This is a genomic window from Acinetobacter halotolerans (assembly GCF_004208515.1).
GTDB classification, from domain to species: Bacteria; Pseudomonadota; Gammaproteobacteria; order Pseudomonadales; family Moraxellaceae; genus Acinetobacter; species Acinetobacter halotolerans.
Map to the genome: position 1 here is coordinate 234,640 of NZ_SGIM01000001.1, position 25,075 is coordinate 259,714.

Annotated in this window: 20 protein-coding genes and 4 tRNA genes; 16 read left to right on the top strand and 8 right to left on the bottom strand. The window is 42.7% G+C overall.

Annotated features, from left to right (window positions below):
- Nucleotides 1-48 precede the first annotated feature (48 nt).
- The 6 genes from EXE30_RS15825 (at nucleotide 49) to EXE30_RS01135 (ending at nucleotide 7,851) form a co-directional block, all read left to right on the top strand.
- The gene (locus EXE30_RS15825) at nucleotides 49-225 is read left to right on the top strand and encodes a hypothetical protein (protein ID WP_165382346.1); all 177 of its coding nucleotides are present in this window, start codon (nucleotides 49-51) and stop codon (nucleotides 223-225) included.
- Between the two features lie 185 nt (nucleotides 226-410).
- Nucleotides 411-821: a cation efflux protein, CzcI-like gene (locus EXE30_RS01115; RefSeq protein ID WP_121928953.1), complete on the top strand. Its 411-nt coding sequence runs from the start codon at nucleotides 411-413 to the stop codon at nucleotides 819-821.
- A 44-nt stretch (nucleotides 822-865) separates the two neighbouring features.
- Nucleotides 866-2,284, top strand: coding sequence for a TolC family protein (locus tag EXE30_RS01120; RefSeq protein ID WP_130160832.1), 1,419 nt, complete (start codon nucleotides 866-868; stop codon nucleotides 2,282-2,284).
- 4 nt (nucleotides 2,285-2,288) lie between these two features.
- The gene (locus EXE30_RS01125; RefSeq protein WP_130160833.1) at nucleotides 2,289-3,530 is read left to right on the top strand and encodes an efflux RND transporter periplasmic adaptor subunit; all 1,242 of its coding nucleotides are present in this window, start codon (nucleotides 2,289-2,291) and stop codon (nucleotides 3,528-3,530) included.
- A complete protein-coding gene (locus EXE30_RS01130) occupies nucleotides 3,520-6,660 on the top strand; it encodes an efflux RND transporter permease subunit (RefSeq protein ID WP_130160834.1) in 3,141 nt (1,046 codons plus the stop codon). Before EXE30_RS01125 ends, EXE30_RS01130 begins: the two co-directional genes overlap by 11 nt.
- Before the next feature lie 246 nt (nucleotides 6,661-6,906).
- Complete coding sequence (locus EXE30_RS01135) at nucleotides 6,907-7,851, top strand: cation diffusion facilitator family transporter (protein ID WP_130160835.1); 945 nt, start codon at nucleotides 6,907-6,909, stop codon at nucleotides 7,849-7,851.
- A 36-nt stretch (nucleotides 7,852-7,887) separates the two neighbouring features.
- On the opposite strand, the gene EXE30_RS01140 is transcribed toward EXE30_RS01135, so the two are convergent.
- Nucleotides 7,888-8,226: a hypothetical protein gene (locus EXE30_RS01140; protein WP_130160836.1), complete on the bottom strand. Its 339-nt coding sequence runs from the start codon at nucleotides 8,224-8,226 to the stop codon at nucleotides 7,888-7,890.
- A gap of 231 nt (nucleotides 8,227-8,457) precedes the next feature.
- On the opposite strand from EXE30_RS01140, the gene EXE30_RS01145 reads away from it, so the two are divergent.
- Both EXE30_RS01145 and EXE30_RS01150 read left to right on the top strand, forming a co-directional pair.
- A complete protein-coding gene (locus EXE30_RS01145) occupies nucleotides 8,458-10,083 on the top strand; it encodes a hypothetical protein (RefSeq protein WP_130160837.1) in 1,626 nt (541 codons plus the stop codon).
- A gap of 180 nt (nucleotides 10,084-10,263) precedes the next feature.
- A complete protein-coding gene (locus EXE30_RS01150) occupies nucleotides 10,264-11,193 on the top strand; it encodes a hypothetical protein (protein ID WP_130160838.1) in 930 nt (309 codons plus the stop codon).
- Between the two features lie 87 nt (nucleotides 11,194-11,280).
- Here the strand turns inward: EXE30_RS01150 and EXE30_RS01155 are convergent.
- From EXE30_RS01155 to EXE30_RS01185, 7 genes are all read right to left on the bottom strand, one after another.
- Nucleotides 11,281-11,356, bottom strand: a tRNA-Glu gene (locus EXE30_RS01155).
- A 30-nt stretch (nucleotides 11,357-11,386) separates the two neighbouring features.
- Nucleotides 11,387-11,462: transfer RNA gene (locus EXE30_RS01160), tRNA-Glu, on the bottom strand.
- Nucleotides 11,463-11,641: 179 nt separating this feature from the next.
- Nucleotides 11,642-13,057 (bottom strand): amino acid permease, encoded by a 1,416-nt coding sequence (locus EXE30_RS01165; RefSeq protein ID WP_130160839.1) that lies wholly within the window; start codon nucleotides 13,055-13,057, stop codon nucleotides 11,642-11,644.
- A 114-nt stretch (nucleotides 13,058-13,171) separates the two neighbouring features.
- A tRNA-Glu gene (locus EXE30_RS01170) sits at nucleotides 13,172-13,247 on the bottom strand.
- A 129-nt stretch (nucleotides 13,248-13,376) separates the two neighbouring features.
- Nucleotides 13,377-13,452 (bottom strand) — tRNA-Ala (locus EXE30_RS01175).
- 57 nt (nucleotides 13,453-13,509) lie between these two features.
- Nucleotides 13,510-15,018, bottom strand: a complete 1,509-nt coding sequence (gltX, locus tag EXE30_RS01180; protein ID WP_130160840.1) for a glutamate--tRNA ligase — start codon at nucleotides 15,016-15,018, stop codon at nucleotides 13,510-13,512.
- 104 nt (nucleotides 15,019-15,122) lie between these two features.
- Nucleotides 15,123-15,428 (bottom strand): DUF4179 domain-containing protein, encoded by a 306-nt coding sequence (locus EXE30_RS01185; RefSeq protein WP_130160841.1) that lies wholly within the window; start codon nucleotides 15,426-15,428, stop codon nucleotides 15,123-15,125.
- Nucleotides 15,429-15,835: 407 nt separating this feature from the next.
- Here EXE30_RS01185 and EXE30_RS01190 point away from each other — a divergent pair, with 407 nt between their 5' ends.
- The 8 genes from EXE30_RS01190 to EXE30_RS01225 all read left to right on the top strand — a co-directional run bounded on the left by EXE30_RS01190 (nucleotide 15,836) and on the right by EXE30_RS01225 (nucleotide 25,052).
- Nucleotides 15,836-16,828, top strand: coding sequence for a sulfate ABC transporter substrate-binding protein (locus EXE30_RS01190; RefSeq protein ID WP_130160842.1), 993 nt, complete (start codon nucleotides 15,836-15,838; stop codon nucleotides 16,826-16,828).
- Between the two features lie 197 nt (nucleotides 16,829-17,025).
- Complete coding sequence (gene rsmH, locus EXE30_RS01195; RefSeq protein ID WP_121928942.1) at nucleotides 17,026-17,949, top strand: 16S rRNA (cytosine(1402)-N(4))-methyltransferase RsmH; 924 nt, start codon at nucleotides 17,026-17,028, stop codon at nucleotides 17,947-17,949.
- The gene (ftsL, locus tag EXE30_RS01200; protein WP_004673228.1) at nucleotides 17,949-18,287 is read left to right on the top strand and encodes a cell division protein FtsL; all 339 of its coding nucleotides are present in this window, start codon (nucleotides 17,949-17,951) and stop codon (nucleotides 18,285-18,287) included. The genes rsmH and ftsL overlap by 1 nt, the downstream gene beginning before the upstream one ends.
- A 10-nt stretch (nucleotides 18,288-18,297) precedes the next feature.
- A complete protein-coding gene (gene ftsI / locus EXE30_RS01205) occupies nucleotides 18,298-20,130 on the top strand; it encodes a penicillin-binding protein PBP3 (RefSeq protein WP_130160843.1) in 1,833 nt (610 codons plus the stop codon).
- A 3-nt stretch (nucleotides 20,131-20,133) separates the two neighbouring features.
- Nucleotides 20,134-21,633 carry a UDP-N-acetylmuramoyl-L-alanyl-D-glutamate--2,6-diaminopimelate ligase gene (locus EXE30_RS01210; RefSeq protein ID WP_130160844.1) on the top strand — a complete coding sequence of 500 codons (1,500 nt, stop codon included), beginning with the start codon at nucleotides 20,134-20,136 and terminating at the stop codon, nucleotides 21,631-21,633.
- A gap of 23 nt (nucleotides 21,634-21,656) precedes the next feature.
- Nucleotides 21,657-23,054: a UDP-N-acetylmuramoyl-tripeptide--D-alanyl-D-alanine ligase gene (locus EXE30_RS01215; protein ID WP_130160845.1), complete on the top strand. Its 1,398-nt coding sequence runs from the start codon at nucleotides 21,657-21,659 to the stop codon at nucleotides 23,052-23,054.
- Nucleotides 23,055-24,173 carry a phospho-N-acetylmuramoyl-pentapeptide-transferase gene (gene mraY, locus EXE30_RS01220; RefSeq protein WP_005193873.1) on the top strand — a complete coding sequence of 373 codons (1,119 nt, stop codon included), beginning with the start codon at nucleotides 23,055-23,057 and terminating at the stop codon, nucleotides 24,171-24,173.
- Between the two features lie 60 nt (nucleotides 24,174-24,233).
- Nucleotides 24,234-25,052 (top strand): putative RNA methyltransferase, encoded by an 819-nt coding sequence (locus EXE30_RS01225; protein WP_130160846.1) that lies wholly within the window; start codon nucleotides 24,234-24,236, stop codon nucleotides 25,050-25,052.
- Nucleotides 25,053-25,075: the final 23 nt, after the last annotated feature.

Below are 25,075 nucleotides of genomic sequence, written 5' to 3' on the forward strand. Positions count from 1 at the left end.
TGAATTTATCCACCCGATGAATTGCAATATATAAATCAGGTGAGTGTTATGTCTATTAAATTAAATACAACGTTATGTTTCATGGTTTTATTTCTTTCGGTAAGTTTGGCGAATGCTGATGGAGGTTTGATTTTTCTAGAAAAAAATCTACAGTCTCAGCAAGAAGCTAAAGTGCATTTAGAAAAGCATATTCACCACTGCGACATCAAGCAGAAGTGTAAATAATCAGATTCATATTTTAGGAAACTGCTTGCTCTACTGAGCAGTTTCCTACCGCTCAGCAAAAATCTAATGATTCGCACATTCTGCATACACAAAAGATTTTATGGCTGAATTCGTAGATGTAATTTTATTACATCGAGTTTAGTTGCTATAGTCCATCTGAGCAATTTTTGACTAAAGAGAAAAATTTGCGTCGTTCCAGTATTTTCGTGACCGTCTTGCTAAGTTTGTTCATATTCCAAAGTCTTTGGAATGTGGCAGCAGCTTATTGCGCCCATGAAAATACCAATCAGCAATCAACTTTTTCCAGCCATTTTGGGCATCATGTCCCTGATGCTATTGATGCGGCAACGACTCAGGTTCAAACTTCCAAATTAGATACAACTGATTTGCCTATGCCTGTGAGTTTGCAAGATCATCACGATCATTTGCCGTCTTGCTTTCATGTGGTTACGCCTGAAGTTCAGCAACAGCTTGATCAGCCGATGTTGCGGACGCAAAAATTAAAACAAAAATACCATTGGTCGAATTCGTATCAGTCTCCGTATCTATCCAGTCTCAATCCGCCGCCTGTTCTGACCCCGCTATTGGTGGGGTAGCCGGAAAATAGCCCACCGCAACCTTATTATTTGCGGGGCTTAACATGTCTTTAAGTTTAAATCAGCGTACCCATACGCTAAAAAATTCTGTCCATTCATCACCATTCAAGTGGTCGATATTGGGGATTGCTCTCTCGACTGTCGTTTTCGGGCAATCCATCTCAGCGAAATCTGTACTCGATGTCAATCAGGTATCAGCAAGTTCAAGTGTCGTGCAGCAAAATTCTAATTTTGAAAAAATTTTGCAGCAGGTTCGTGCTTATCAAAACAATCAGTCAAGCTGGCAAACACAGCAACAGATGGCGAGTGTGCAGCTAAAACAAAGTGCTTTGTGGGCAAATCCGAGTATTTCGATTGAGCAAACAGGCTTTCAAAATGATCAAGACCGAGAGTTGTCCATTGGTATTTCACAGCCTTTAGATCTCTTTGGTCAGCGTAAAGCGGCGCAAAAAGTGGCTAAGCTTTCTGTCAATCAAGTTGACTTGGAACAGCAACGCTACGACGCTGAACTCGAATTGATCGTGCAATATGTTTGGGCACAAGTGGCTTTATTACAACTCGAAAAATCAGTGATTGCTGAGCAATTACAAGTTAGCCAGCAAAACTTGGATGCCTCTCAAAGACGTTATCAGGCAGGCAGCATTGCCCAAGTCGATGTGGAGCGGGTTCGTATCGCACATTTGGAAAATCAGCGGCTCTTTCAACAAGCGGATTTACAACTGCAACTGGCACAAAAGCAATTGGCGAGCCTTGCAGGAGAAAGCGTAAATCAATTTTCAATTTCTGCAAGCACGGCTGAATTATGGACCAAAGCAACGCAGATCAAGGCAGTGACTGAGCAAAATGAGAATTTATTTGAGCGAGGTTTGCAGTTAGAAACGCAGCGTCAACAAGCGCAAATTGACCAACTCAAAGCCAAGTCACGTCCACAGCCGATCATGACGTTTGGTGTCAATCGCACCCGTTCAGCTGATCAATATAGCGAAAACCAAATTCGTTTAGGCGTTGAAATTCCACTCAATATTTTTAACTCCCAAAAATATGGGGTTCAAATTGCACAAGCCAAACAAAGCCTTATTCAGCAGCAACAACGGACCTATCGTCAGCAGAATCAGATGGATATTGATATTCGTCTAGCTGAATTGAAGGGCTTACAAGCGCAATTTAAGCAGCTCGACGATCAGCAAATTCCACTGGCGAATCAAGTTCAGCAAAAAACCTTGCAAGGCTTTCGTTTAGGCAAATTTTCAGTCACCGATGTGCAACAAGCCACCATGCAACTACAGGATGTGCGTTTACGTAAAGTGCAATTGTTAAAGCAAGCATGGCAACTCAGTACCGAAGTGCAAAGTGCGCGTATGGGGCTTTCAACCGAACAAATCACCGCCAAAGATGCCCTGATGCAACTGAATCAGCGTATATGGCAACAAAGTAATGCTTTCCCAAACCAAGCTGGAGAATAACGAGATGAAGATTAAAGCAAAAATGCGTTCTCAATGGGTTTGGATTGCCATTATTGTCATTGCAACGATGCTTGTGGCTGCCGTGTTGTTGTGGAGTGGTCAGCGCAAAAGCAGCGAAAGCGCGGAACATGGCGAACAAGGGCATTCGCATCAGGAAAATGAAAAAGATCAGCAGGCGGACACAGGAGAGGAGCACGAGTTAGAGGAAAGCTTAAGTCTAAGTGCCGAACAGATGCAGCAGTATAGTGTCAAGCTTGCTCAAGTCGCGCTCGGTGAAGTCAATCAAGTGCAAACTTTCCCTGCAAAACTGACGGTCAATACCGATCGTCAGGCGCACGTTTCCCCAAGTTTTGCGGGGCGAGTTGAGTCCGTATATGTGGAGTTAGGGCAACAAGTCAAACGAGGACAAGCATTGGCAAATTTGCTCGTGCCTGACTTGGTTGACCAACAAGCCAATCTGCAAATTGCGCAAACCAACTTAGATTTGGCAAAACAAGATTATGAGCGTGAACGTAGTCTTTGGTCACAAGGTATTTCTGCTAAACAAGAATATCAACGCGCCTATAACGCCTATCGCCAAGCCCAAATCCAAGTACAAGCAGCGCGCTCACGTTTAACTGCATTTGGAGCAGCTTCAGGATCAAATGGACGCTATCGCTTAACAGCACCGATCAGTGGTGTGATTAGCAATAAAGATATTGTGATTGGTGAAAATGTTCAGCTTGCAGATCAACTATTTACCATTGATCAATTAGACCAACTTTGGCTGGAGTTTGTATTGCCAACCATGGTCAATATCAATGTACAGCCGAATCAGCAAATTCGTTTTAAATCGCTGCAAACAGGCAATCAATTTAACGCGCAAGTCCAGAGCTTGACCTCTGAAGCAGATGCACAAACAGGTCGCTTACAAGTACGTGCCAAAGTTTTATCGAACGCGGCTGAGCTACGTCCAAATTTGATGGTCAATGTTGAATTACAAGCAGGTTCACAGCCATCGGTGATGCGAGTCAGTGCCGAAGCGATTCAACAGATTGAAGGCAAAGATGTGGTTTTTGTAGCGAAGTCGAATCCAAAAAAAGGTTTCGATTTTAGTGCAGTTCCAGTACAGATCGGACAGCGTAGCCAAGATGGGCAATGGGTTGAAATTACTCAGGGTCTAACAGCAGGTCAATCTTATGTCGCAGTCGGCAGTTTCTTGTTGAAGTCTGAACTTGAAAAAGGAGAGGCTGAGCATGGACACTAATTCTTCTCAATTGCCAAAACCTGAAGGCTTATTTGATCGCCTGATTCAGTTTGCGATTAAAAATGCCATTTGGGTCATGCTGTTTGTGATGACATGGATTGCGATTGGGGTGTGGAGTTATCAGAAACTACCGATTGATGCCGTTCCCGATATTACTAATACGCAGGTACAGATTAATACCCAAGCCAATGGCTATACCGCTTTAGAAGTTGAACAGCGAATTACCTATCCGATCGAAACTGCAATGGCGGGGATTCCTGACTTAGAACAAACCCGTTCGATTTCGCGTTATGGTTTATCGCAAGTCACCATTATTTTCAAAGATGGCACTGATATTTATTGGGCTAGACAGTTGATCAATCAACGTTTGCAAGAAGCGGATGGACAATTGCCTGATGCGGTTGATCCTGTGATGTCGCCTGTTTCGACAGGTTTAGGCGAAATATATCAGTGGGTAGTCAAAGCCAAAGCTGGTGCGAAAAAAGAGGATGGTACGCCCTATAGCGCAATGGATTTACGTGAAATCCAAGACTGGATCGTGCGCCCACAATTGCAGCGCGTCAAAGGTGTTGCTGAAATCAACAGTATTGGGGGTTACAACAAAACCTATATCGTTTCACCTGACTTAAAACGCCTACAACAGTTACAGATTTCACTCACTGAATTTCAAACCGCATTGCAGGAAAATAATGAAAACCGTGGCGCAGGTTTCATTGAGGAGAACGGTCAACAATTAACGGTTCGCGTGCCGGGTATGTTGAGTACCATCGAAGATATCCAGAACATCACTGTCAGTATCAAAAATGGTTCACCGATTCGTGTGTCAGATGTTGCAACGGTTGCAATCGGGCATGACTTACGTACTGGTGCAGCAACCTATAATGGTGAAGAGACTGTTCTCGGCATTGCCATGATGATGATGGGAGAAAACAGTCGTACTGTTGCACAAGCGGTAGATGCAAAGATCCAAGAAATTCAATCGACGCTTCCGAAAGGCGTAGAAATTGAAACGGTGTATGACCGAACGACGTTGGTCAACAAAGCCATTAAAACGGTGCAGAAGAACTTAGTTGAAGGCGCGATTTTGGTGATCGTGATTTTGTTTATTTTCTTAGGTAATTTCCGTGCGGCTTTAATCACAGCCTGTGTGATTCCACTTTCGATGCTGTTCACCTTGACGGGCATGGCACAGCAGAATATCAGTGCCAACTTGATGAGTTTGGGTGCATTGGACTTCGGGATCATTGTCGATGGTGCGGTGGTGATTGTTGAAAACTGTATCCGACGGCTTGCAGAGGCACAGCATCATGCGGGGCGATTATTAACCCGACAAGAACGCTTTAAAGAAGTCTTTCTTGCAGCAAAACAAGCACGTAAACCGTTATTGTTTGGGCAAGCCATTATTATGGTGGTGTATTTACCGATTTTTGCACTGACAGGTGTAGAGGCGAAAATGTTCCATCCGATGGCCATGACGGTGGTGATGGCATTGCTGGGTGCAATGATTCTGTCGGTGACTTTTGTACCTGCCGCGGTTGCATTATTCATTACGGGTGAAGTCAAAGAAAAAGAATCACGTTGGATGCAGACCTTAAAAGGGAAGTATCAGCAGATCTTAGATTGGGCTTATCAATTCAAAATGGTGGTTGTGACATTTGCTATCAGTATCTTGGTCTTGACTGGGGTGTTAACCACTCAAATCGGCAGTGAATTTGCTCCACAACTGAGTGAAGGTGATTTTGCAGTACAACAAATGCGGTCGCCAAGTACAGGTTTAGAACAGTCTTTGCGGATGCAGGAAAATACTGAAAAGTTGATTCTGAAAAACTTTCCAGAGGTGAAGGCGGTATTTGCTCGTACAGGTACGGCTGAAGTGGCGACTGATGTCATGCCACCCAATATTTCTGATGCAGTTATTTTATTGAAACCTAAAGATCAATGGAAAAACCCAAAAGAAAGCATTGATGCATTGCGTACCCGCATGCAAGCATTTTTAGAAACCATTCCAGGTAATAACAGTGAGTTTTCTCAACCGATTGAATTGCGTTTTAATGAGTTAATTTCAGGAATACGCAGTGATGTGGGAATTAAAGTATTTGGCGATGATATGAGTGTGCTCGATACACAAGCACAAGCCATTGCTCAAAAAGTACAAAAGATTTCAGGTGCGACAGCAGTCAAAGTTGAACAGACCAGTGGTTTGCCTGTATTAAATGTGGATATTAACAATGCGCTTGCAGCGCAATATGGTTTGTCGGTGAAAACGATTCAAGATGTGGTTGCGGCCAGTGTCGGTGGTCAAAATGTCGGTCAGATTTTACAAGGTGACCGTCGTTTTGATTTTGAAATTCGTCTACCTGACGATCAACGCACCGCACAAAACTTGGCGCAGCTCCCGATCCAATTACCCAATGGTGGTCTGATTCAATTACAAGATGTCGCCAAAGTCGAAACCATCTCAGGCATGAGCCAAGTTGGACGTGAAAATGGTAAACGTCGTGTCATTGTGACGGCAAATGTAGAAGGACGTGACCTTGGTTCATTTGTGCAAGAGTTGCAAACGACCCTGAAGCAGCAACCTTTACCCGCAGGCTATTGGTTGGAATATGGTGGGCAGTTTGAAAACTTGGCATCTGCGGCAGCACGTATGCAGATCGTGATTCCACTGGCGTTGATTGCGATTTTTACTTTATTGATGGCGGTATTTCACAACTTTAAAGAAAGCTTACTTGTGTTTAGTGGTGTGCCATTTGCCTTGTCTGGTGGATTGGTCGCATTGTGGTTGCGAGATATTCCATTGTCGATGTCTGCGGGCGTGGGTTTTATTGCGCTTTCGGGTGTTGCAGTATTGAACGGATTGGTGATGCTGAGTTTTATTAAAGAACTACGTGAGCAGTTCGATCTGCATATTGCCACATGGCAAGGAGCAATCTTACGTTTGCGTCCTGTTCTGATGACAGCTTTTGTCGCATCACTGGGTTTTATTCCGATGGCAATCGCGACTGGAACGGGTGCAGAGGTACAGCGTCCATTGGCAACAGTGGTGATTGGTGGGATTATTTCATCGACTTTACTGACTTTGGTGATTTTGCCTGTGGTGTATCGCTGGATGAATGAGAGGGATTGTTGACCCTTGTATTTCATGGCGGAGTCTTACTGTGATGAGCTTGATCTCATCCGTTAACTCCGTTACTTTTTTAAAAAAGTAACCAAAAACTTTGTCATCCACAAAACCTGTTCACTTTCTGCATTTCATAAACAGCGTCGCAGAAACGGTATATAGCGGATAGCACGCAGGTTGTGGATGACGTCTAGCACGAGTAAATGACAGTGAAAATAGACGGTTTTTGTTTTTCACGCAAATGAGGAGTCCAACATGAGTGGACATCAAGGTCATGACCATAGTCATGCAGTAGTGACAGAAGGCAATGTCAAAAAATTGACCATTGCATTGGTACTCACATCGACATTTTTGGTCGTCGAGGTTATTGCGGGTTTAATGACCCAAAGTTTGGCATTACTCTCCGATGCGGCACATATGTTTACCGATGCGGCTGCACTTGCGATTGCATTGGCGGCTATTCAAATTTCCAAGCGACCAGCAGATAACAAGCGTACTTTTGGTTATCAACGTTTTGAAATTTTGGCGGCATTATTTAATGCTTCTATGCTGTTCTTTGTGGCGATGTACATTTTGTACGAAGCGTATCAGCGCTTTACCCAACCCCCAGAAATTCATAGCTTGGGGATGCTGATTGTGGCAACACTGGGTTTGGTGATTAATTTGATTTCAATGAAGATGCTGATGTCCAGCGCTTCAGAAAGTTTAAATATCAAAGGCGCGTATCTAGAAGTACTCAGTGATGCTTTGGGTTCCGTTGGTGTGATCATTGGTGCGATTGTGATTTATTACACCAATTGGTATTGGGTAGATACGATTATTGCGGTCGCCATTGGTTTTTGGGTATTACCAAGAACGTGGATCTTATTAAAGCAGAGTATCAATATTTTATTGGAAGGCGTGCCAGACGAAGTTGATATTGAAAAATTAAGAAATGACTTGTTGACGTTAGAGGGCGTTGAGAGTATTCATCAATTGAAAGTTTGGGCGATTAGCTCGAAGAATATTCATTTAACTGTACATTTGTTTGCGCCGAATGCTGATCGGAAACAATTGCATCGTGCCGCAACAGAAATGTTGACACACCAACATGATATTGCTGAAGTGACCTTACAGATTGAGGATGATGCTGAGATGAATTGTCAGCATACTCATTCACATGCTGAACCAGTAAAACAAGATCCGCCACATCAGCACTAAGCTGATGTGGAGCGACGAGATTTTATGATCGAGGTATTAATTTTGCCATTCGTGATTGCAGTCACGGCATTTCCAATGTTTCTGTGCTTGCATAAAGGCTTGCATTGAAATTTTAAAATCAGGTAGATCACGCCAAAATAGGCCACCCGCAATCACACAGACAGCAAATACAATAACAGTGGCAATTTGTAGACCTTGACCTGCACCATTGCCAAAAATCCACATGGCAATGCTAATCAGCACCAAAATTAATAAAATAAAAATTGCTGGAACAAGTAGCACCAAACTCTTCGGTACATTTGGACGAGGGCTATTTGCACCTTGACTGACAGGCATCACTTTTACGCTTTGACATTTAGGGCAGCGGTATTGCATAGATTTTTCCTATTCTGTTTTGACTATTTTAGCGAAAAAAGCACAAAAGCTAAAATCGAGAATGATGCAAATCCATAAATTTACACGATTTTGACTGAGGTGAAGGTTTAGCGACATTGTATAGCCTAAGTTTTTTACCGCGTATGCATCTCGTCTAAAGCTATTCGCTAAAGCATTCACAGTCATGATAAGTTGAGTAAAGCACTAACCGAATAATACGCAAGGAAATACATGCTTCCTACTAAAATTTTAAAATTGCGTTTAGCGCGGATTGCAAAAGGTAAATCGCACCTATCCACGCAAGATAAATTAATGCTAGTGAGTATGGATAGTCCAGACCTCAGTGCCAATTTCTTTTTGCGTTTATTTAAAGTCTCTTTACCGAAGCAATGGAAATTTAAGCATGAGACAGATGAAGATATTCTCTATACAACCCAGTTGATTCAACTGATAGAAAATGAATTGATCCCTGCATATGAGTTTCATGCACGTAAGTATGCATGGTATGAGCAATGTGTGATGTACCAACTGAACTATGTCGTTCAGCAGCCGACATCGCAGCAAATTAATGGCTACGTGCGCCAGCTTGAGTCATGTCTCGATCAACAGCCTAAAATTGATTTACTCAGTTATTTTCAACAGCACGATCCGAGTGCGGCACATGCCATTGCTTTAGCGAAAGCGTATGCTGGTGCAGGACAATACAGCCAAGCGATAGAACAATATGAGTGGGCTGCGCAGCATTCGCCACAACGCAATGAAGTCGCCTTTTATGCTTATATCGATTGTTTACTGCATCGCAACCAGCCCAACTATCAGCCCGATGTCAGTGATGCTGAATATGCCATTGCTTTGCTGTGTCAGTACCGCCAAGCAATTGATCAGAAAACCTATTCGAAAATCTTGCATAACGCTGTGAGCACTCTACTTCCTAGAGAAATTTTGCAAACACGAGGATCAGAAACCAATATTTTGATGGATGTTGGTCGTGGTTTAAATTCACTGGGCAAATCGTTAGGTGGGATACTGGGAGGACGTGAGTTCCAAATTCCTTATAGCAAAGAGGTGATTGCCAGTGCCCCCCAATTATTAACCGACGCTGTCGTGCTAGAAAGCTTAGTGCAGTCAAGTAGCATGCAACATGCTTTGCAACGTAAAGTGACGCTTACTAAAGATGGAATCGAACCGCAAAGCGCTGAGTCGCTACTGATAAATTTATGGCGATCTATTCAAAATAACGTGGATATTCTAACGTTGCTGCTTGAACAGGAACAACATGAGCAACTCATACATCGCCTTACGCAACCTATCTTGGTAGATAGGAAAAAATTAGATTTAGGGGGGATTCATACGATTTTGGAGCACGGGCTCATGCATTACTTAGGTGATATTCGTCTGGATAAGCAGCATGCTGAGCGAAATAGCTTGTATGAGCAACGAGATGTTATCGTCGCTGAAATGACAGCATTGGCTGTATGGTTCCAACAAGGAATTCTTAATAGTTATTTGCAACAACAGAGTCATCAATTGCAGCAAATCAAAACGTTGTTGTACAGTCAATTCGATGAGATGGCGCTCTCCAGCGGTTTATTTGCGTATCAATTTGAAATACAAAAACGTGTGCACGATTTATCGAATTGGTTGCAAAGAAAATTAGAAAAGGGCAATGATTTTGACAAGATGCAAGCTGCGTGGGTCACGCTACGTGAGCTTAGTCATTTTGATAGCGACGAAGGTCAAGATAAAATAAATCAGATTCAACAAAATTTAGAAAAATACAAAATGATGCGTCTAAAACAAATTTTATTAGACTCGAATCAAAGTGAAATATTGCAGCAGAAACAAGAGGAAAAGTAACCGATCTTGAATGTAAATGCATCAAATGAAGCGGCGTAAATTTTGAGTATATACAACAAAAATACGCAAATTGCGCTGCGTTGCGTGCTAATCTAGAAAAAACGTTCGACCAGTTCGGAAAGTGGACTATAGCTCAGAAGCAGTGAGCGAATAAGTAAGAAAGGGAAGAGGGAGAGCATCTTGAATCGACAAGATGATAAAAAGGCAATGTTCGATATTATGCCAGCAGATACAGCAGCATCTGATAATAAACCATCATTATCACGTCGGCTCATAAATAAGACATTGCAACATGCACAAGATGCAGTTGAGTTTGCCAGTGATACTTCTCGTAATATTGCGGGTGTGGCAGATGCGGCATTAGATGCTTTAGATCATGTTACCCATCATACCAAGCGCGGTGTCGAGGGGGTGCGGAACTCTGTGCGAGATATTGTCACAGAAACCAGTGAAGCTGCACGTCAAGTGGCATTAAGTATGGCTAGAGCCTCTTTGGGGAAGAGCAGCTTAACTTTGTATTTGCCGGAAATGTTGCTCAATAATCAGATAAGAAAACGGATAGATCGTACTGAAATTGATGACATTAAAGTTGAATGTGGCAATGATCGTTTTCATATCGAATTAGACGGACACTATCGCCGTTTTCTTTATCGTCTTTCATTAGAATTTAATGTCTTAGAATGTCGTATTGGACAGGAAAAATATTTACGTCTGCGTCAGGTAGATGAACATTTAGACCTTCAGGTCCGTCATGGCGGAACTTTGACCAATTGGGCGGCGCGTCGAGTGGGGAGTGTCAGTTTTGACGTGATTAATTCTTTGCCTATTCCTTTCTTGATTAATCATTTGATTCGGGATGTACCGGGTATTCAAAAAGAAGGGCATCGCATTTGGTATATTGATCTCGAGGAGGCTGGTTTTATTGATTTTATTAATAACCGCTCTTGGATGGTGGATAAGCTGTTAAGTTTGACTGATTTTAGTATTCTGCCTGGTTTGAATATTTTGCAGGAAAGCCGAGAGTTGGTTCAACAGCTGGTTGACCAATTTGAGATTCGAGGCCTGCGTGTACAATCTGGACGTTTAGAGGTTCAGGTTGGCATTGGGTGAAATGTAGAGGCGAACTGTGTTCGCCCTATATAAAGAACATCCACCCATAAAAAAAGCCACTGTCAATGCAGTGGCTTTTTTAGAATTTGGCGTCCCTACGGGGATTCGAACCCCGGTTACCGCCGTGAAAGGGCGATGTCCTAGGCCTCTAGACGATAGGGACTTATATTGAGGCATACATCTGAAACATTAATGGCGTCCCTACGGGGATTCGAACCCCGGTTACCGCCGTGAAAGGGCGATGTCCTAGGCCTCTAGACGATAGGGACGTTTCAGAGGTGGGCGTATATTAGGTTGAATTAGATAATGTGTCAAACGCTTTTCAGGCTAAAAGTTAAAAAAAGCGAACAAGTGGATAAAATTACATCAAAATCAAAAAAATGCAGCTTGGGCAAGCTAAAACAATTGAAGTTTTAGCGAACACAAGTGCATTTTCTCTGAAATTTATTTATTTTTGATCACGATAGAAGACATAGTGACTTAAGTAACATGCCGCGATAAAAATTAAACAAACAATGAGGCCAGCATGCATTTCGGGATCTGCGGCCATACTTAAGCCTGTAATGAAGCAGAACACAAACCCTAAGATTGGCACGATAGGGTACAGTGGCGCAGCAAATTTCAAATCTTTTGCGGTGTAGCCAGCTTTATACCATTGACGTCTAAAGTTGAATTGGCTCAAGCAAATGCTCATCCACACGATTACCATGGTGAATGCAGCCACGCCTAACAAATTCTTAAAGATGGTTTCTGGTGCAAAATGCTCAGATAACAATCCAGGTATCGCACCAAACATCGTTACTACAAGCGCAATAATCGGTGTTCCACTCTTAGACAGTCGAGAGAAAAGGCTCGGAAGTTGACGTTGAGCTGACAACGACCACATCATTCGAGAAGCAGCATATAAGCCTGAGTTTGCAGCAGAGAGCAACGCGGTGATAATCACAAAGCGGATGATGTCATCTGCATAAGGAATACCAATGTAATTAAATACCGTGACAAAGGGACTGCTACTGACACCTTCACCGCTTAAACCTGCGATTTCGAAAGGCAGCAAGGCACTAATGACGATGATGGTACCAACGAAGAAAATCAACAAGCGCCAAATCGCTGCATTGATCGCTTTTGGAACATTGACCGCTGGATCCTTGGTTTCTCCGGCTGCCACACCGATTAACTCTGTCCCAGAAAAGGCAAAGTTTACAATCAGCATCGTGGTGAAAATCGGAATCAGACCTTGAGGGAACCATCCATGCGTAGTCAAGTTGTGGAACAGCGGTGCTGATTCGGCACCATCAAATGGAATTAAGCCAAAAATTGCCAATAAACCAAGTAAAATAAACACAATAACGGTTACGACTTTCACTAAGGCCAGCCAAAATTCTGACTCAGCAAAAATACGGGTGGAACTCAAGTTGAGTGCAAAAATGGTGAGTGCAAAGATAATAGTCCAAATCCACATCGAAATATGGGGGAACCATTCCTGCATCAATAAAGCTGCGGCGGTAAATTCTGTTCCTAGCGTGGCAGTCCATGTGAGCCAATAGACCCAAGAGATCATATAGCCTGTACCTGAACCAATATATTTTTGCGCGTATGCACCAAAAGATCCTGCTACAGGCATGTGTACAGCGAGTTCACCGAGGCATAACATCACCATATAGGCGATCAAACCACCTAAAATATAGGCGATAATTGCACCTATAGGGCCAGTTTGGGCAATAACTTCGCCAGAACCTAGAAATAAACCTGTACCGATTGCGCCACCGAGAGAGAGCATCACCAAATGGCGAGTACTCATAGCACGTTTTAATGTTTTTGGTGCATTTGGGTCTTGATGGGTATTTGAGTTGGAAGATTGCATACGACAATTTGTCCAAGCATAGAGAAGCGGCTATTTTATGGAAAAATCGAAAATGTGCAATCTGATTTAATGGAAAGATTGTGAGAAAAATATAATTATTAGATAAACAGAATATGGCGTCCCTACGGGGATTCGAACCCCGGTTACCGCCGTGAAAGGGCGATGTCCTAGGCCTCTAGACGATAGGGACAGATGAGGCATGGTTTGTATCCTATCTTTCACTTATGTGTTAGATCAGATACTACGCGCAGCATAGCTGCTTGTCTTGCGTTTCGGCAAAGCCTTAAAGCAGTGCTTTAAGTTTGCTATTTCGAAACTCTGGTGGAGCCAAGCGGGATCGAACCGCTGACCTCTACAATGCCATTGTAGCGCTCTACCAACTGAGCTATGGCCCCAGTTTGTGTGAGGCAATATTAGGGGGATTGCACTCACACGTCAATGATTATGTTGGATTAACTTTCACTATTTGCATCAATTTTCGGCAATTTTAGTGATTCATTTAATTTTTCCCACACTTTAAGTTCTTTCTTGCTTGGCGAACCTACAATTTCTAAAGCATGACGTAAACGCGCAAAAGTTAAATCAGGACCAATCGTCACCATCGCTTGCATCACAGGGGTTGAGCTGGTTGAACCTGCAATGGCAATAAAAAAGGCAGGCATGAAATCACGCAATTTAATTTCCATTTGATTTGCCAAGTCCATGAGCGTTTGGCTCACCGTGTCGTTGTTCCATGTGAACTGGCTTTCTAAGCGCCAAATCGCGAACTGTAAGCTTTGACGAACTTGTTCTTCAGTCAACTTTTTGCTTTCAAATTGTTCTTTGCTGATTTGTGGCATGTGATTGAAGTAAAAACCAGCCCAATTCACAGCTTCTGACAACAAGTTGATTCGCGGTTGAATCGCAGCAGCAATTTCTTCTAAAGTCTTTGGATCATTTTTCCATGTTAATAAACGTTCTAATAATTGTGCAGGTGTGAGTGCTTTTATCCATTGACCATTCAACCAATTCAGTTTTTCAACATCAAAGATTGGGCCACCCAGTGAAACACGTTGTACGTCAAAGTTGTCCACCATGTCTTGTAGGGTGAACACTTCGCGCTCGTCAGGCATCGACCAGCCCATACGACCTAAATAATTCAATAATGCTTCAGGTAAGACACCGATATCGCGGTAGTAGTTGATCGAGGTTGGGTTTTTACGTTTTGAAAGTTTTGATTTGTCTGGGTTACGCAATAAAGGCATATGGCACAGTGCTGGCATGTCCCAACCAAAATATTGATAAAGTAATTGGTGTTTCGGTGCAGAAGGGAGCCATTCTTCACCGCGTAACACGTGGGTGATTTCCATCAAATGATCATCCACGACGTTTGCAAGGTGATAGGTTGGCAAGCCATCCGTTTTTAGCAAAACTTGCATATCGACTTGTGCCCATGGAATTTCGACTTCACCACGTAACATATCATTGATTTTACAGATACCTTGTTCAGGCACTTTCATACGAATGACGTGTGGTTCACCCGCAGTAAGACGACGTTGAACTTCTTCTTGTGAGAGTTTTAGACCACGGCCGTCATATTTTGGTGTTTCACCACGTGCTTGTTGTTCTGCACGCATTTGATCGAGTTCTTCTGCAGTTGCAAAACAATAAAAAGCATGACCTTTTTCAACCAATTCAAGTGCATATTGTTTATATATGCCCATACGTTCAGATTGGCGATATGGGGCATGTGGGCCACCCACATCTGGGCCTTCTGACCAATTTAAGCCTAACCAGCGTAAAGAATCTAAAATCATCTTTTCAGATTCAGGTGTTGAACGAAGCTGATCCGTATCTTCGATACGTAAAATGAATTCACCACCGTGCTGTTGAGCAAAACATAAATTAAATAATGCAATATAGGCAGTGCCTACATGAGGAAAGCCTGTAGGAGAGGGCGCAATGCGAGTACGAACTGTCATAAGTGATCGGCGTTTAAATTAAAATTTGAACTATTATAACGAAAAAGCCTAGTCACGGTATGACTAGGCTCATTTAAACATGAGATGAATTACATATTTAATCGTTAAGAACTATGTGGTTGGAATATGGTTTGCACAAAACGAGAAAAACGCTCGTGTTGACTGGCAAAGAATGTTTGAGTGGGGGTGGTACGAATCGTATTTAGCATTTTTAACTCATCATCTGTGCTAGATAATGATAATGAAGTATTACGTTTTTGCTGATCAAGTGCTTTAACAATAGGTGAAGTCGTTTTTTCGAGTGTTTTTAAACTATTATTTTCTTTAATTGCAGCTGCATGCCCAACTTGTACAGAGCAGGCTAAAAATAAACTTAGGCAAAGTGCTTTTTTCAATTCTAATGCTCGCATTGCTCACATCCCCTTTTGATTTGTCGTCTATCAAGACGAACCAAATAACTAATAATTTGCTTTATAGATACAATTCAAACATAAAAAATAATAAAAAAGTAGAACTGTGTCACATTTTTTACAAAAAATATAAAATTTAGACACCTGACTGCCTATATTTATAACAGTGTTGCTACTTTGTACACAATACAAATTTAGCAAGCAAATGTGTAGAAAGCGTGGAGGCTGTCACTTTTCTAATTTTAGCTCACAATGTCTCGTTGTATATTTATAGTGCAATAGATAGTTTGTAGCGGTATATCTTAAATGCAGAATAATAATCTAATTATTAATATAACCATATGATTGTAAAGCTATTTGACACTAAATATAGTGTTTATAAATGGGGTCTGATGAGTAAGAAATAAATGAAAATAGTAATAACAACATTTTTGCTGTTGAGTTTAACTGGTGTAGCTCAAGCAGCGACAGCTTTTCTAAATGTATCATATGATCCAACGCGTGAGTTTTATCAAGAATATAATCAGGCGTTTGGGCAGTATTGGAAGCAAAGGACAGGTCAAGACGTTAATTTTAAACAGTCACATGGCGGGTCGGGTAAGCAGGCTCGATCCGTGATCGATGGTCTACAAGCAGATGTGGTGACTTTAGCACTTGCCAATGATATCGATGAAATAGCGAATGCTGGTTTAATTCGAAAAGATTGGCAAAAACAATTTAAAAATAATTCTGCACCTTATACTTCAACCGTTGTCTTTTTAGTTCGCAAAGGCAACCCAAAGCATATTCGTGATTGGAATGACTTAACTAAAGATGGCGTTGAAATTATTACCCCAAATCCTAAAACAGGCGGTGCGCCGCGTTGGATTTATTTATCTGCTTGGGGTTATGCATTAAAACAACCCGCTGGAAATGATGCAAAAGCGCGTGAGTTAGTCAAAAAACTTTACCATAATGTCAAAGTTCTAGACTCAGGTGCACGTGGTTCTTTAACGACTTTTGCTGAACGTGGTATTGGTGATGTGCTGTTATCTTGGGAAAATGAAGCGTTATTGGCAACTCAAGGTTTGGGAAAAGATAAATTTGAAATCATTTATCCCTCTATTTCGATTTTGGCAGAGCCTTCTGTTGCAGTCGTCGATAAAACAGTAGATAAAAATGGAAATCGTCATTTAGCGCGTGGCTACTTAAACTTCCTTTATTCCCCTTTGGGACAAGAGCTTGCGGCGAAACATTACTTCCGCCCACGTCATCCGCAAGTCGCAGCAAAATATGCAGCGCAATTTCCGAAGATTCAATTATTCAATATTAATGAGGTGTTTGGTGGATGGGAAAAAGCGCAAAAAACACATTTTGTGAATGGTGCAGTTTTTGACCAAATATATTCTCAAAAGCGATAGAACTAAGCGTCGCCACTTTGAACGGCTTAAGTGCAAAAGCAAATACGCGAGGTATTTGCTTTTTTATTGAATGGAAAATGAGAAGAAAACGGTTTTACCTATGAAAAGTTAAGAATTCTCTACAAAAAGTCGTTTGGTACTGGCATAAAACAAGGTGATAATGTGCAGTTAAATTTTTAGCTGTTGATTTATCTACTATGTCGCATATTTCTGTCTTACTTCACGAAACCATTGATGGCGTTTTGGCAGGTCGCGACTCCGGTGTTTTTGTTGATGCTACCTTTGGGCGTGGCGGTCATACCAAATTGTTGCTCTCAAAATTAGATCAAAATGCACGTGTTTACGGATTTGATAAAGATCCTCAAGCGCTTGAAGTCGCAGCACAATTAGAACAAGAAGATCCTCGATTCAAAATTATTCATGCTAGTTTTGCGGATATACAATCTGAGCTAGCCAAGATCGGTATTACTGAAGTCGATGGCATCATGGCCGATTTAGGCGTGTCTTCACCACAGCTTGATCAAGCAGAGCGTGGTTTTAGTTTTATGAAGGATGGACCATTGGACATGCGGATGGACAATTCGCAAGGCCCGACTGCGGCAGAATGGTTGTTGAAAATTGAAGAAGAACAACTCGCTAATATTATCTATCAATACGGTGAAGAGCGTTATAGTCGCCGTATTGCCAAAGCAATTAAAGCAGCAGGTGAAATTACCACCACTGCGCAGCTCGCAGAAATCGTTAAAGTTGCTCATCCAAAATGGGAAAAGCATAAACATGCTGCCACGCGAACTTTTCAGGCGATTCGAATTGCTTTAAATAAAGAGCTGGATGATATTGAGGTGTTTTTACCGCAAGCGGTAGAATTGTTGAAAGCCCAAGGTCAATTAGCCGTGATCAGTTTCCATTCTTTGGAAGATCGTTTAATTAAGCAGTTTATTCAAAAAGAATCGACTCTAGCTGAAGATCATGGCTGGGGCATGCCGCAACAACGCGTTGATACGCGACGCTTAAAGAAAGTGTCTCGGATTCGTGCGAGTGAAGCTGAAGTGAAAGAAAATCCTCGCTCTCGTAGTGCATGGCTGCGCGTTGCAGAGCGTATAGAGCAAAAAGGCAAATAATGAACAATAAAAATGATGACGAGGTTCTACCAAACAGCAAAAATGGACTGAAAAAAGTCGTTGTTTATGCTGTACTTGTTGCACTGGTCTTCACGAGTGCAATGATGGTGGTGTTTCAAGTATTTGAATATCGTCATGACTATCGTGACTTGAGTGCATATATGCGTGAAAGAGATGATTTAAATGCTGAATGGGGGCGTCTGCTTATTGAGCAGCAAACCTTTGGTGCAACGGCACAGATTGGTTCACGTGCGGTTACGCAACTCCGCATGTTCTCACCACCCGCAGCACAAACCGTTGTGATTTCTTTACCTACGACCTCGAAGCAAGATAAATAAGGCATGCTGTATGGCAGATAAGCGAAGTAAACCGATACGAAGAAAACAGCAGTCTATTTCGGCAAAACCAACACTTGCTTTGGATATGTGGCGGTTTTATTTGCTTTGGGGCGTGGTACTGCTTTGTTTTGTGGTTTTAGTGGCACGCGCATTTTATGTACAAGTGGTCAATAAAGACTTTTTGCAAAACAAGGCCAATGCCAATATTTTAAGGACTGAACGTCTAGAAGCGATGCGTGGCGTGATTAGTGATCGTCACGGTGTGCCGCTGGCAATCAGTACGCCGATCATGAAAATCGTAATTGACCCAAGAGATTATTGGGATGCTAAAAAACAATTTAATGAAATTACTGAAGAACTCAAAAAAGATCCGACCAATCGCCGCCTAAAACGTCAATTGCCCAATAAAAACTTAAACTTAGATGAATTGGCTGATGCGGTTGGGATTGACCGTAAAGTTTTAAAGCAACAAATGAATGATCGGGCTCGTTCACGTTATTTGGTATTGCAAAAAGAGATTCCACCGCAACAAGCAGATTTAATTTTAAAGCGCAATTTTCAGGGTGTTTATACTGAGAAAAGTTATAAACGTTATTACCCTCAGCCTCAAGCAAATGCACAAATTATTGGTTTGACCAATAGTGAAGGCACGGGTATCGAAGGCTTAGAAATGCAGTTGAATACACGACTGGCAGGGGTTGATGGCGAACAGAAGATTATCCGTGATAAAAAAGGCAATCGCCTCAAAGTTTCTGAAGTGATCAAAGAGGTCGAATCAGGCGAAAATATCACCCTGAGTATCGATTCACGATTGCAATATATTATGTATCGCGAGTTGACTGCCGCGGGTGTTGCAAACAATGCACGTTCAGCCACAGCGATTGCTGTCGATGTCAAAACGGGTGAAATCTTGGCGATGACCAGTTGGCCATCTTATAACCCAAATGATAAGGGCGGGCTTTCAAATAAAGATGCCATGCGTAACCGTGGTGCGATTGATATGTTTGAACCGGGTTCAACCATGAAGCCATTTACCGTTGCTGCTGCATTAGAAAGTGGTCAATACACACCGAATTCAATTATCAATACCGCACCAGGGTCGATGCGTTTGGGTTGGCATACCATTCGTGATACCCATAACTATGGTGCGCTGACATTGACAGGTGTGATTGTTAAATCATCAAACGTGGGTTCAGCGAAACTTGCCTTGTCTTTGCCTAAAGATGCTTTGCCGTCCTTTTTCCGTCGTGTCGGTTTTGGTCAGCGTTCGGATGTGAGATTTCCAGGTGAGAGTGCAGGTTTACTCTACTCTGGAGATAAGCTCAATTCTTCACAACTGGGTACGATGGCTTACGGTTATGGTTTGAATGCCACGATTTTACAGCTTGCACAAGGTTATGCGATGTTGGCGAATCATGGCATGGAAATGCCGTTGAGTTTGCATAAGCTAGAACAAGCACCCGAAGGCAAACAGGTGCTTGATCCTAAAATTGCAGATCAAGTTTTAATGATGTTAGAACAAGTCACTTTACCGGGGGGTACAGCAAAACAAGCCGTGATTCCTGGTTATCGTGTTGGGGGTAAAACGGGGACAGCGCACAAACTTCGTGCTGACCGTAAGGGGTATTCAAATAATGAATACCGTGCTTTATTTGCGGGTGTTGCGCCTGTGAGTGATCCTCGTTTGGCAATGATCGTTGTCGTAGAAAATCCGCAGGGTCGCTACTATGGTGGTTTGGTCGCAGCGCCTGTTTTTGCCAAAATTATGCAAGAGTCCTTACGCTTACTCAATGTGCCTTTGGATAGACCACTAGATACTTCACCAACTCCAGTGCGTAGGTAAAAAATGTCGATTAGTTTTCAACAGATACATCCAATCAACATCGATGCAGCGTGGTCTATGCAGCCTTTTAACGGTTTTTGTTTGGATAGCCGTAAGCTTGAAGCAGGGCAAATCTTTATTGCGTTGAATAGTTTTAGCCAAGCTGAGAAAACCCGCCAATTTGCCCAAAATGCATTGGATGCAGGTGCATTGGTGGTGATTAGTGAAACTGCGCTAGGTTTAGAAAAAGAGTGGACCTGCCCAACAGTCCGTCAGTTATTGGGCGAATGGCAAAAGCAATATTTGCAGCATATTGATCCAATATCGATCTTACGCGGTATTGCAGTCACAGGCACCAATGGCAAAACCACAATTTCTCGTTTAATCGCGGAATTGGTGAGTTCACAAGGACAAGGCTGTGCGGTGATGGGGACCACGGGCAATGGTATTTTGCCGAATTTGACACCCTCCAGTCACACGACTTTAGATGCATTACAATTACAAAATGCACTGCATGCTTATGCCAAGCAGGGTGCAGCATTTGTTGCCTTAGAAGCAAGTTCTCATGGCTTGGAGCAAGGTCGTTTAAACGGCTGTGAGATTGAAATCGCGGTCTATAGTAATTTAAGTCGTGACCATTTGGATTATCACGGTACTTTAGAGGCTTATGCTGAAGCAAAAGCCTTGTTATTTAGATTTACCACCTTAAAAGCCGTGGTGATTAATTTAGACGATGCATATGCTGCCTTGATGTTAGATGCCGCCAAGGCTAATCCATCGCAACCTAAAATCTTGACCTATTCATTGACTCAAGCGAGCGCAGATTACCATATTGCTGATTTGCACTATCAATTGAGTGGTGCTCGTTTTACGCTGATTGCGCCATCTGGTTTATATTCAGTTCAAAGTCCATTGCTGGGACATTTTAATGTCGAGAATTTATTGGCAAGCTTAATTGCTGCGGAATATGCAGGTTTTGCTTTGGCTGATTTAGTGCAGTTTGTTCCACAATTACAGGGTGCACCTGGTCGCATGCAAGTGATTCAGGATGCTGAGCGTTTATTCGTGGTCGATTATGCACATACTCCCGACGCTTTGATTCAAGTGTTGACGACTTTAAAGCGCCATGTCTCTGGTCAGCTTTGGGCGGTATTTGGTTGTGGGGGGGATCGTGATCGTGGTAAACGTCCATTGATGACACAAGCAGCACTTGATCATGCCAATCCTGTAGTTTTGACTTCAGATAATCCACGGACTGAAAACCCTGAACAGATTTTTGCTGATATGAAGCAAAATATTGACTTTGCTGATCATACGACGCATGAAATTCATGATCGCCGTGAAGCGATTAGATTTGTGGTTGAACATGCACAAGCAGGAGATATTGTGGTGATCGCAGGAAAAGGACATGAAAACTATCAGGAAGTTGATGGCGTTCGTCATTGGTTTGATGATGTAGTAGAGGTGCAATCAGCAATTACTGCACAGCCACATTCGATACACTCAGCATATCCTGCGCAATAAGAGTCAAAAGGTAAATAACAAGTATGCACACCTCAACCACCAGTACCGTTCCATTAGAACCTTGGACAGCAGAACAATTACAACAAGCGACACAGGGTGAGTGGTATAACGCAAAACCTCTACAAGGTGAAATCAAGCGAATTTTGACAGACTCACGCCATGCTGAAGCAGGGGATGTTTTTCTTGCATTGAAAGGTGAGCGTTTCGATGCACATGATTTTGTGGCACAAGTTGCGTCGCAGGGATGTCAAATGGCGATTGTTGAACGTCCAGTCGATGCTGATATTGTGCAGCTTGTGGTCAAAGATACGCGCTTGGCTTTGGGACATTTGGGGGCTTATCGTCGTCAACAGAACCCACAACTTAAAGTGATTGCATTGACGGGCAGCAGTGGTAAAACCACGACTAAAGAGATGTTAGGCAGCATTCTGTCTCGTTTAGCGCCGACGTTGATTACCCGAGGTAACCTCAACAATGATTTAGGGGTGCCGATGATGTTGCTTGAATTACGTCAAGAACATCGCTATGCCGTGATGGAGCTTGGGGCGAGTCATCAAGGTGAGATTGATTACACCTCAAATCTAGTGCAACCGCATGTGGCTGGCATTCTAAATATTGGAACAGCGCACTTAGGTGAGTTTGGTGGGCGAGAGGGTATTTGTCGCGCGAAGTCAGAAATTTATGCGCACATTTTGCCTGAAGGCACTGCGATCGTTCCTGCAAAGGATGATTATGCGGCAAGCATTCGTGAGAGGGCTCAAAAGCATCCAATTTTAAGTTTTGGTGAAGGTGGAGATATCTTTGTCACTGATGTTGAACTTCACCCTCAATTTTCACAGTTCCGTTTGCATACACCGCATGGTGTTCGCGCTGTGAATCTACCCTTTGCAGGTGCGCATAATGTGGAAAATGCAGCAGCAGCCACCGCATTTGCGTTGGCGATTGGGGTTGAACTCGATGATATTGTGCATGGCTTAGAACACGCACAAGGTGCAAAAGGTCGTTTGAATTTTATTCAACATCAACAGCACCTATTTATTGACGATACTTATAATGCTAATCCAACCTCAATGCGTGCAGCTGCGAATGTCCTATTGCAGCAGCAAGGTTTGAAAGTCATGGTCATGGGCGACATTGGTGAGCTTGGTGAATCAAGTTGGCAAGAACATCATGATTTAGGCCGAGATTTAGCGAATTTGCCTTTAGATGCATTGGTTGTGGTCGGAGAGTTTGCTGAAGCAGCACAGCAGGGCTCGGCGCATGCCAAAACATTACATGCATTTGCCACACAAGCAGAGGCGTTACCGTTTTTAATTAATTTAGTGCAAAGACATCAACCCCAGTCGATGAGTTTCCTCTTCAAAGGGTCCCGTTTCACCCACATGGAAACGTTGATGGCTGATTTGATGGAGAAAATTTAAATGTTGTTATGGTTATTTGAACAATTGGCGGGGTATAACAGCTCGTTCCAAGTTGTTCGTTATTTAACATTGCGTTCATTATTGAGTCTACTAACCGCGTTGGCAATTGGATTGGTTTTAGGACCGATCATGATTCGCAAATTACAAGCATTAAAATATGGTCAAGCGGTGAGCTCTTTTGCACCTGAAAATCATGCTAAGAAGATGGGAACGCCGACCATGGGGGGGATTCTCATTCTGCTCTCTATTGGTATTAGTACCCTGTTGTGGGCAGACCTATCCAACCCGTATGTTTGGATTGTTCTGGGGGTTATGGTGGTATTTGGGGCAGTCGGTTGGGCTGATGATTGGATTAAAGTCCGTTATAAAGACAACGCGGGTTTACCTGCTCGTAAAAAGTTTTTTTGGACTTCAGTTGCTTCATTAGGCGCAGGTATTGCCTTATATGTAATTGCAAAACAGCAAGATAGTGCCTTGCATACCGCGAATATGTTGGACTTATTGATTCCATTTTTTAAGAATCTTTCCATTCCACTTTCAGCGGTTCCACTTGGTTTAGCCTTTATTGCCTTTACTTATTTGGTGATCAATGGTGCATCTAACGCAGTCAATCTAACCGATGGTTTGGATGGCTTGGCGATTATGCCGATTGTGATGGTCGCGGCAGGTTTGGGCGTATTTGCTTATTTGTCTGGTGATATTCGTTTTGCCAATTATCTACATATTCCCTATGTGAAATATACCTCAGAGCTTGTGGTGATTTGCTCAGCGATGATCGGTGCTGGTTTGGCCTTCCTTTGGTACAATGCCCACCCTGCTCAAGTGTTTATGGGTGATGTCGGTGCGTTGGCGTTGGGTGCGATGCTCGGTACGATTGCAGTCATGGTTAGACAGGAAATTGTATTTGCGATTATGGGTGGTGTATTTGTTATGGAAGCCATCTCGGTATTCTTGCAAATTGGCTCATTGCGGATGCGAAACAAACGTGTATTCCTGATGGCACCTCTACATCATCATTATGAAAAACAAGGCTGGAAGGAAACTCAAGTGGTGATTCGCTTCTGGATTATTACGATTTTCTTGGTGGTTTTAGGGTTAATGACGTTAAAATTACGTTAAGCCACGATTTAAAAAAGAAGCTGGTGAATACCAGCTTTTTTTATGCTTGGAGAAAAATAGATGAATTTGTTGATGTGTCCTGTTTGTCGCCAATCATTAAATTTGGTTGAAAATGCATGGCGATGTGATAACGGACATCATTATGATGTGGCGAAACAAGGTTATGTAAATCTGCATGTGGTGCAGCATAAGCATAGTAAAACGCCAGGGGATACGGCAGAGTCCGTGTTGGCACGCCGAGAGTTTTTGCAAGCAGGTTTTTATCAGCCCTTACAACAAGCTGTGGTTGAGTTGCTGCAACAGTTAAAACCAAAAACGATTTTGGATATTGGCTGTGGCGAAGGCTACTACACCAGTGCTATGCAGCGTCATACTGAATACTGTATCGGTGTGGATATTGCCAAAACAGCAGTACAACGTGCGGCAAAATTAAATTCTGACGTGACTTGGGTGGTGGGGACTGGGGCAACTTTGCCTGTACGAAATCATTCGATTGATGTGTGTAGTAGTTTATTTAGCCCAATTCCACAAAATGAAATCGTACGAGTGTTGAGTGATCAAGGTTATTTGATTGTGGTGACACCTGCACCTAAGCATCTATTCGCATTGCGTGAAGCGTTGTTCGAGCAGGTCAATTTGCATGAACCACAGAAGTTTATTGAACAGCTTGAATCTCAATTTGAGCTGAAACAGCAACGAATTGTTGAAACCACAATGCAGTTAGATCAGCTCGCGCTCAGCAACTTAATTGCGATGACGCCATATGCGTATAAAGCCAATCCGGAGCGACGGAAAGCACTTGAGCAGCAACAGCAGTTTACCGTCAGTGCCGCCTTTCAGATTTATCTATTTCAGAAAAACAAACAGCCATCAAATTGATGGCTGTTTGGGCGTTGACGAAC

Coding starts and splice junctions, on each gene's coding strand:
- EXE30_RS15825 (WP_165382346.1), top strand. CDS start 49: ATGTCTATTAAATTAAATACAACGTTATGTTTCATGGTTTTATTTCTT.
- EXE30_RS01120 (WP_130160832.1), top strand. CDS start 866: ATGTCTTTAAGTTTAAATCAGCGTACCCATACGCTAAAAAATTCTGTC.
- EXE30_RS01125 (WP_130160833.1), top strand. CDS start 2,289: ATGAAGATTAAAGCAAAAATGCGTTCTCAATGGGTTTGGATTGCCATT.
- EXE30_RS01130 (WP_130160834.1), top strand. CDS start 3,520: ATGGACACTAATTCTTCTCAATTGCCAAAACCTGAAGGCTTATTTGAT.
- EXE30_RS01135 (WP_130160835.1), top strand. CDS start 6,907: ATGAGTGGACATCAAGGTCATGACCATAGTCATGCAGTAGTGACAGAA.
- EXE30_RS01140 (WP_130160836.1), bottom strand. CDS start 8,226: ATGCAATACCGCTGCCCTAAATGTCAAAGCGTAAAAGTGATGCCTGTC.
- EXE30_RS01145 (WP_130160837.1), top strand. CDS start 8,458: ATGCTTCCTACTAAAATTTTAAAATTGCGTTTAGCGCGGATTGCAAAA.
- EXE30_RS01165 (WP_130160839.1), bottom strand. CDS start 13,057: ATGCAATCTTCCAACTCAAATACCCATCAAGACCCAAATGCACCAAAA.
- gltX (WP_130160840.1), bottom strand. CDS start 15,018: ATGACAGTTCGTACTCGCATTGCGCCCTCTCCTACAGGCTTTCCTCAT.
- EXE30_RS01185 (WP_130160841.1), bottom strand. CDS start 15,428: ATGCGAGCATTAGAATTGAAAAAAGCACTTTGCCTAAGTTTATTTTTA.
- EXE30_RS01190 (WP_130160842.1), top strand. CDS start 15,836: ATGAAAATAGTAATAACAACATTTTTGCTGTTGAGTTTAACTGGTGTA.
- rsmH (WP_121928942.1), top strand. CDS start 17,026: ATGTCGCATATTTCTGTCTTACTTCACGAAACCATTGATGGCGTTTTG.
- ftsL (WP_004673228.1), top strand. CDS start 17,949: ATGAACAATAAAAATGATGACGAGGTTCTACCAAACAGCAAAAATGGA.
- ftsI (WP_130160843.1), top strand. CDS start 18,298: ATGGCAGATAAGCGAAGTAAACCGATACGAAGAAAACAGCAGTCTATT.
- EXE30_RS01210 (WP_130160844.1), top strand. CDS start 20,134: ATGTCGATTAGTTTTCAACAGATACATCCAATCAACATCGATGCAGCG.
- EXE30_RS01215 (WP_130160845.1), top strand. CDS start 21,657: ATGCACACCTCAACCACCAGTACCGTTCCATTAGAACCTTGGACAGCA.
- mraY (WP_005193873.1), top strand. CDS start 23,055: ATGTTGTTATGGTTATTTGAACAATTGGCGGGGTATAACAGCTCGTTC.
- EXE30_RS01225 (WP_130160846.1), top strand. CDS start 24,234: ATGAATTTGTTGATGTGTCCTGTTTGTCGCCAATCATTAAATTTGGTT.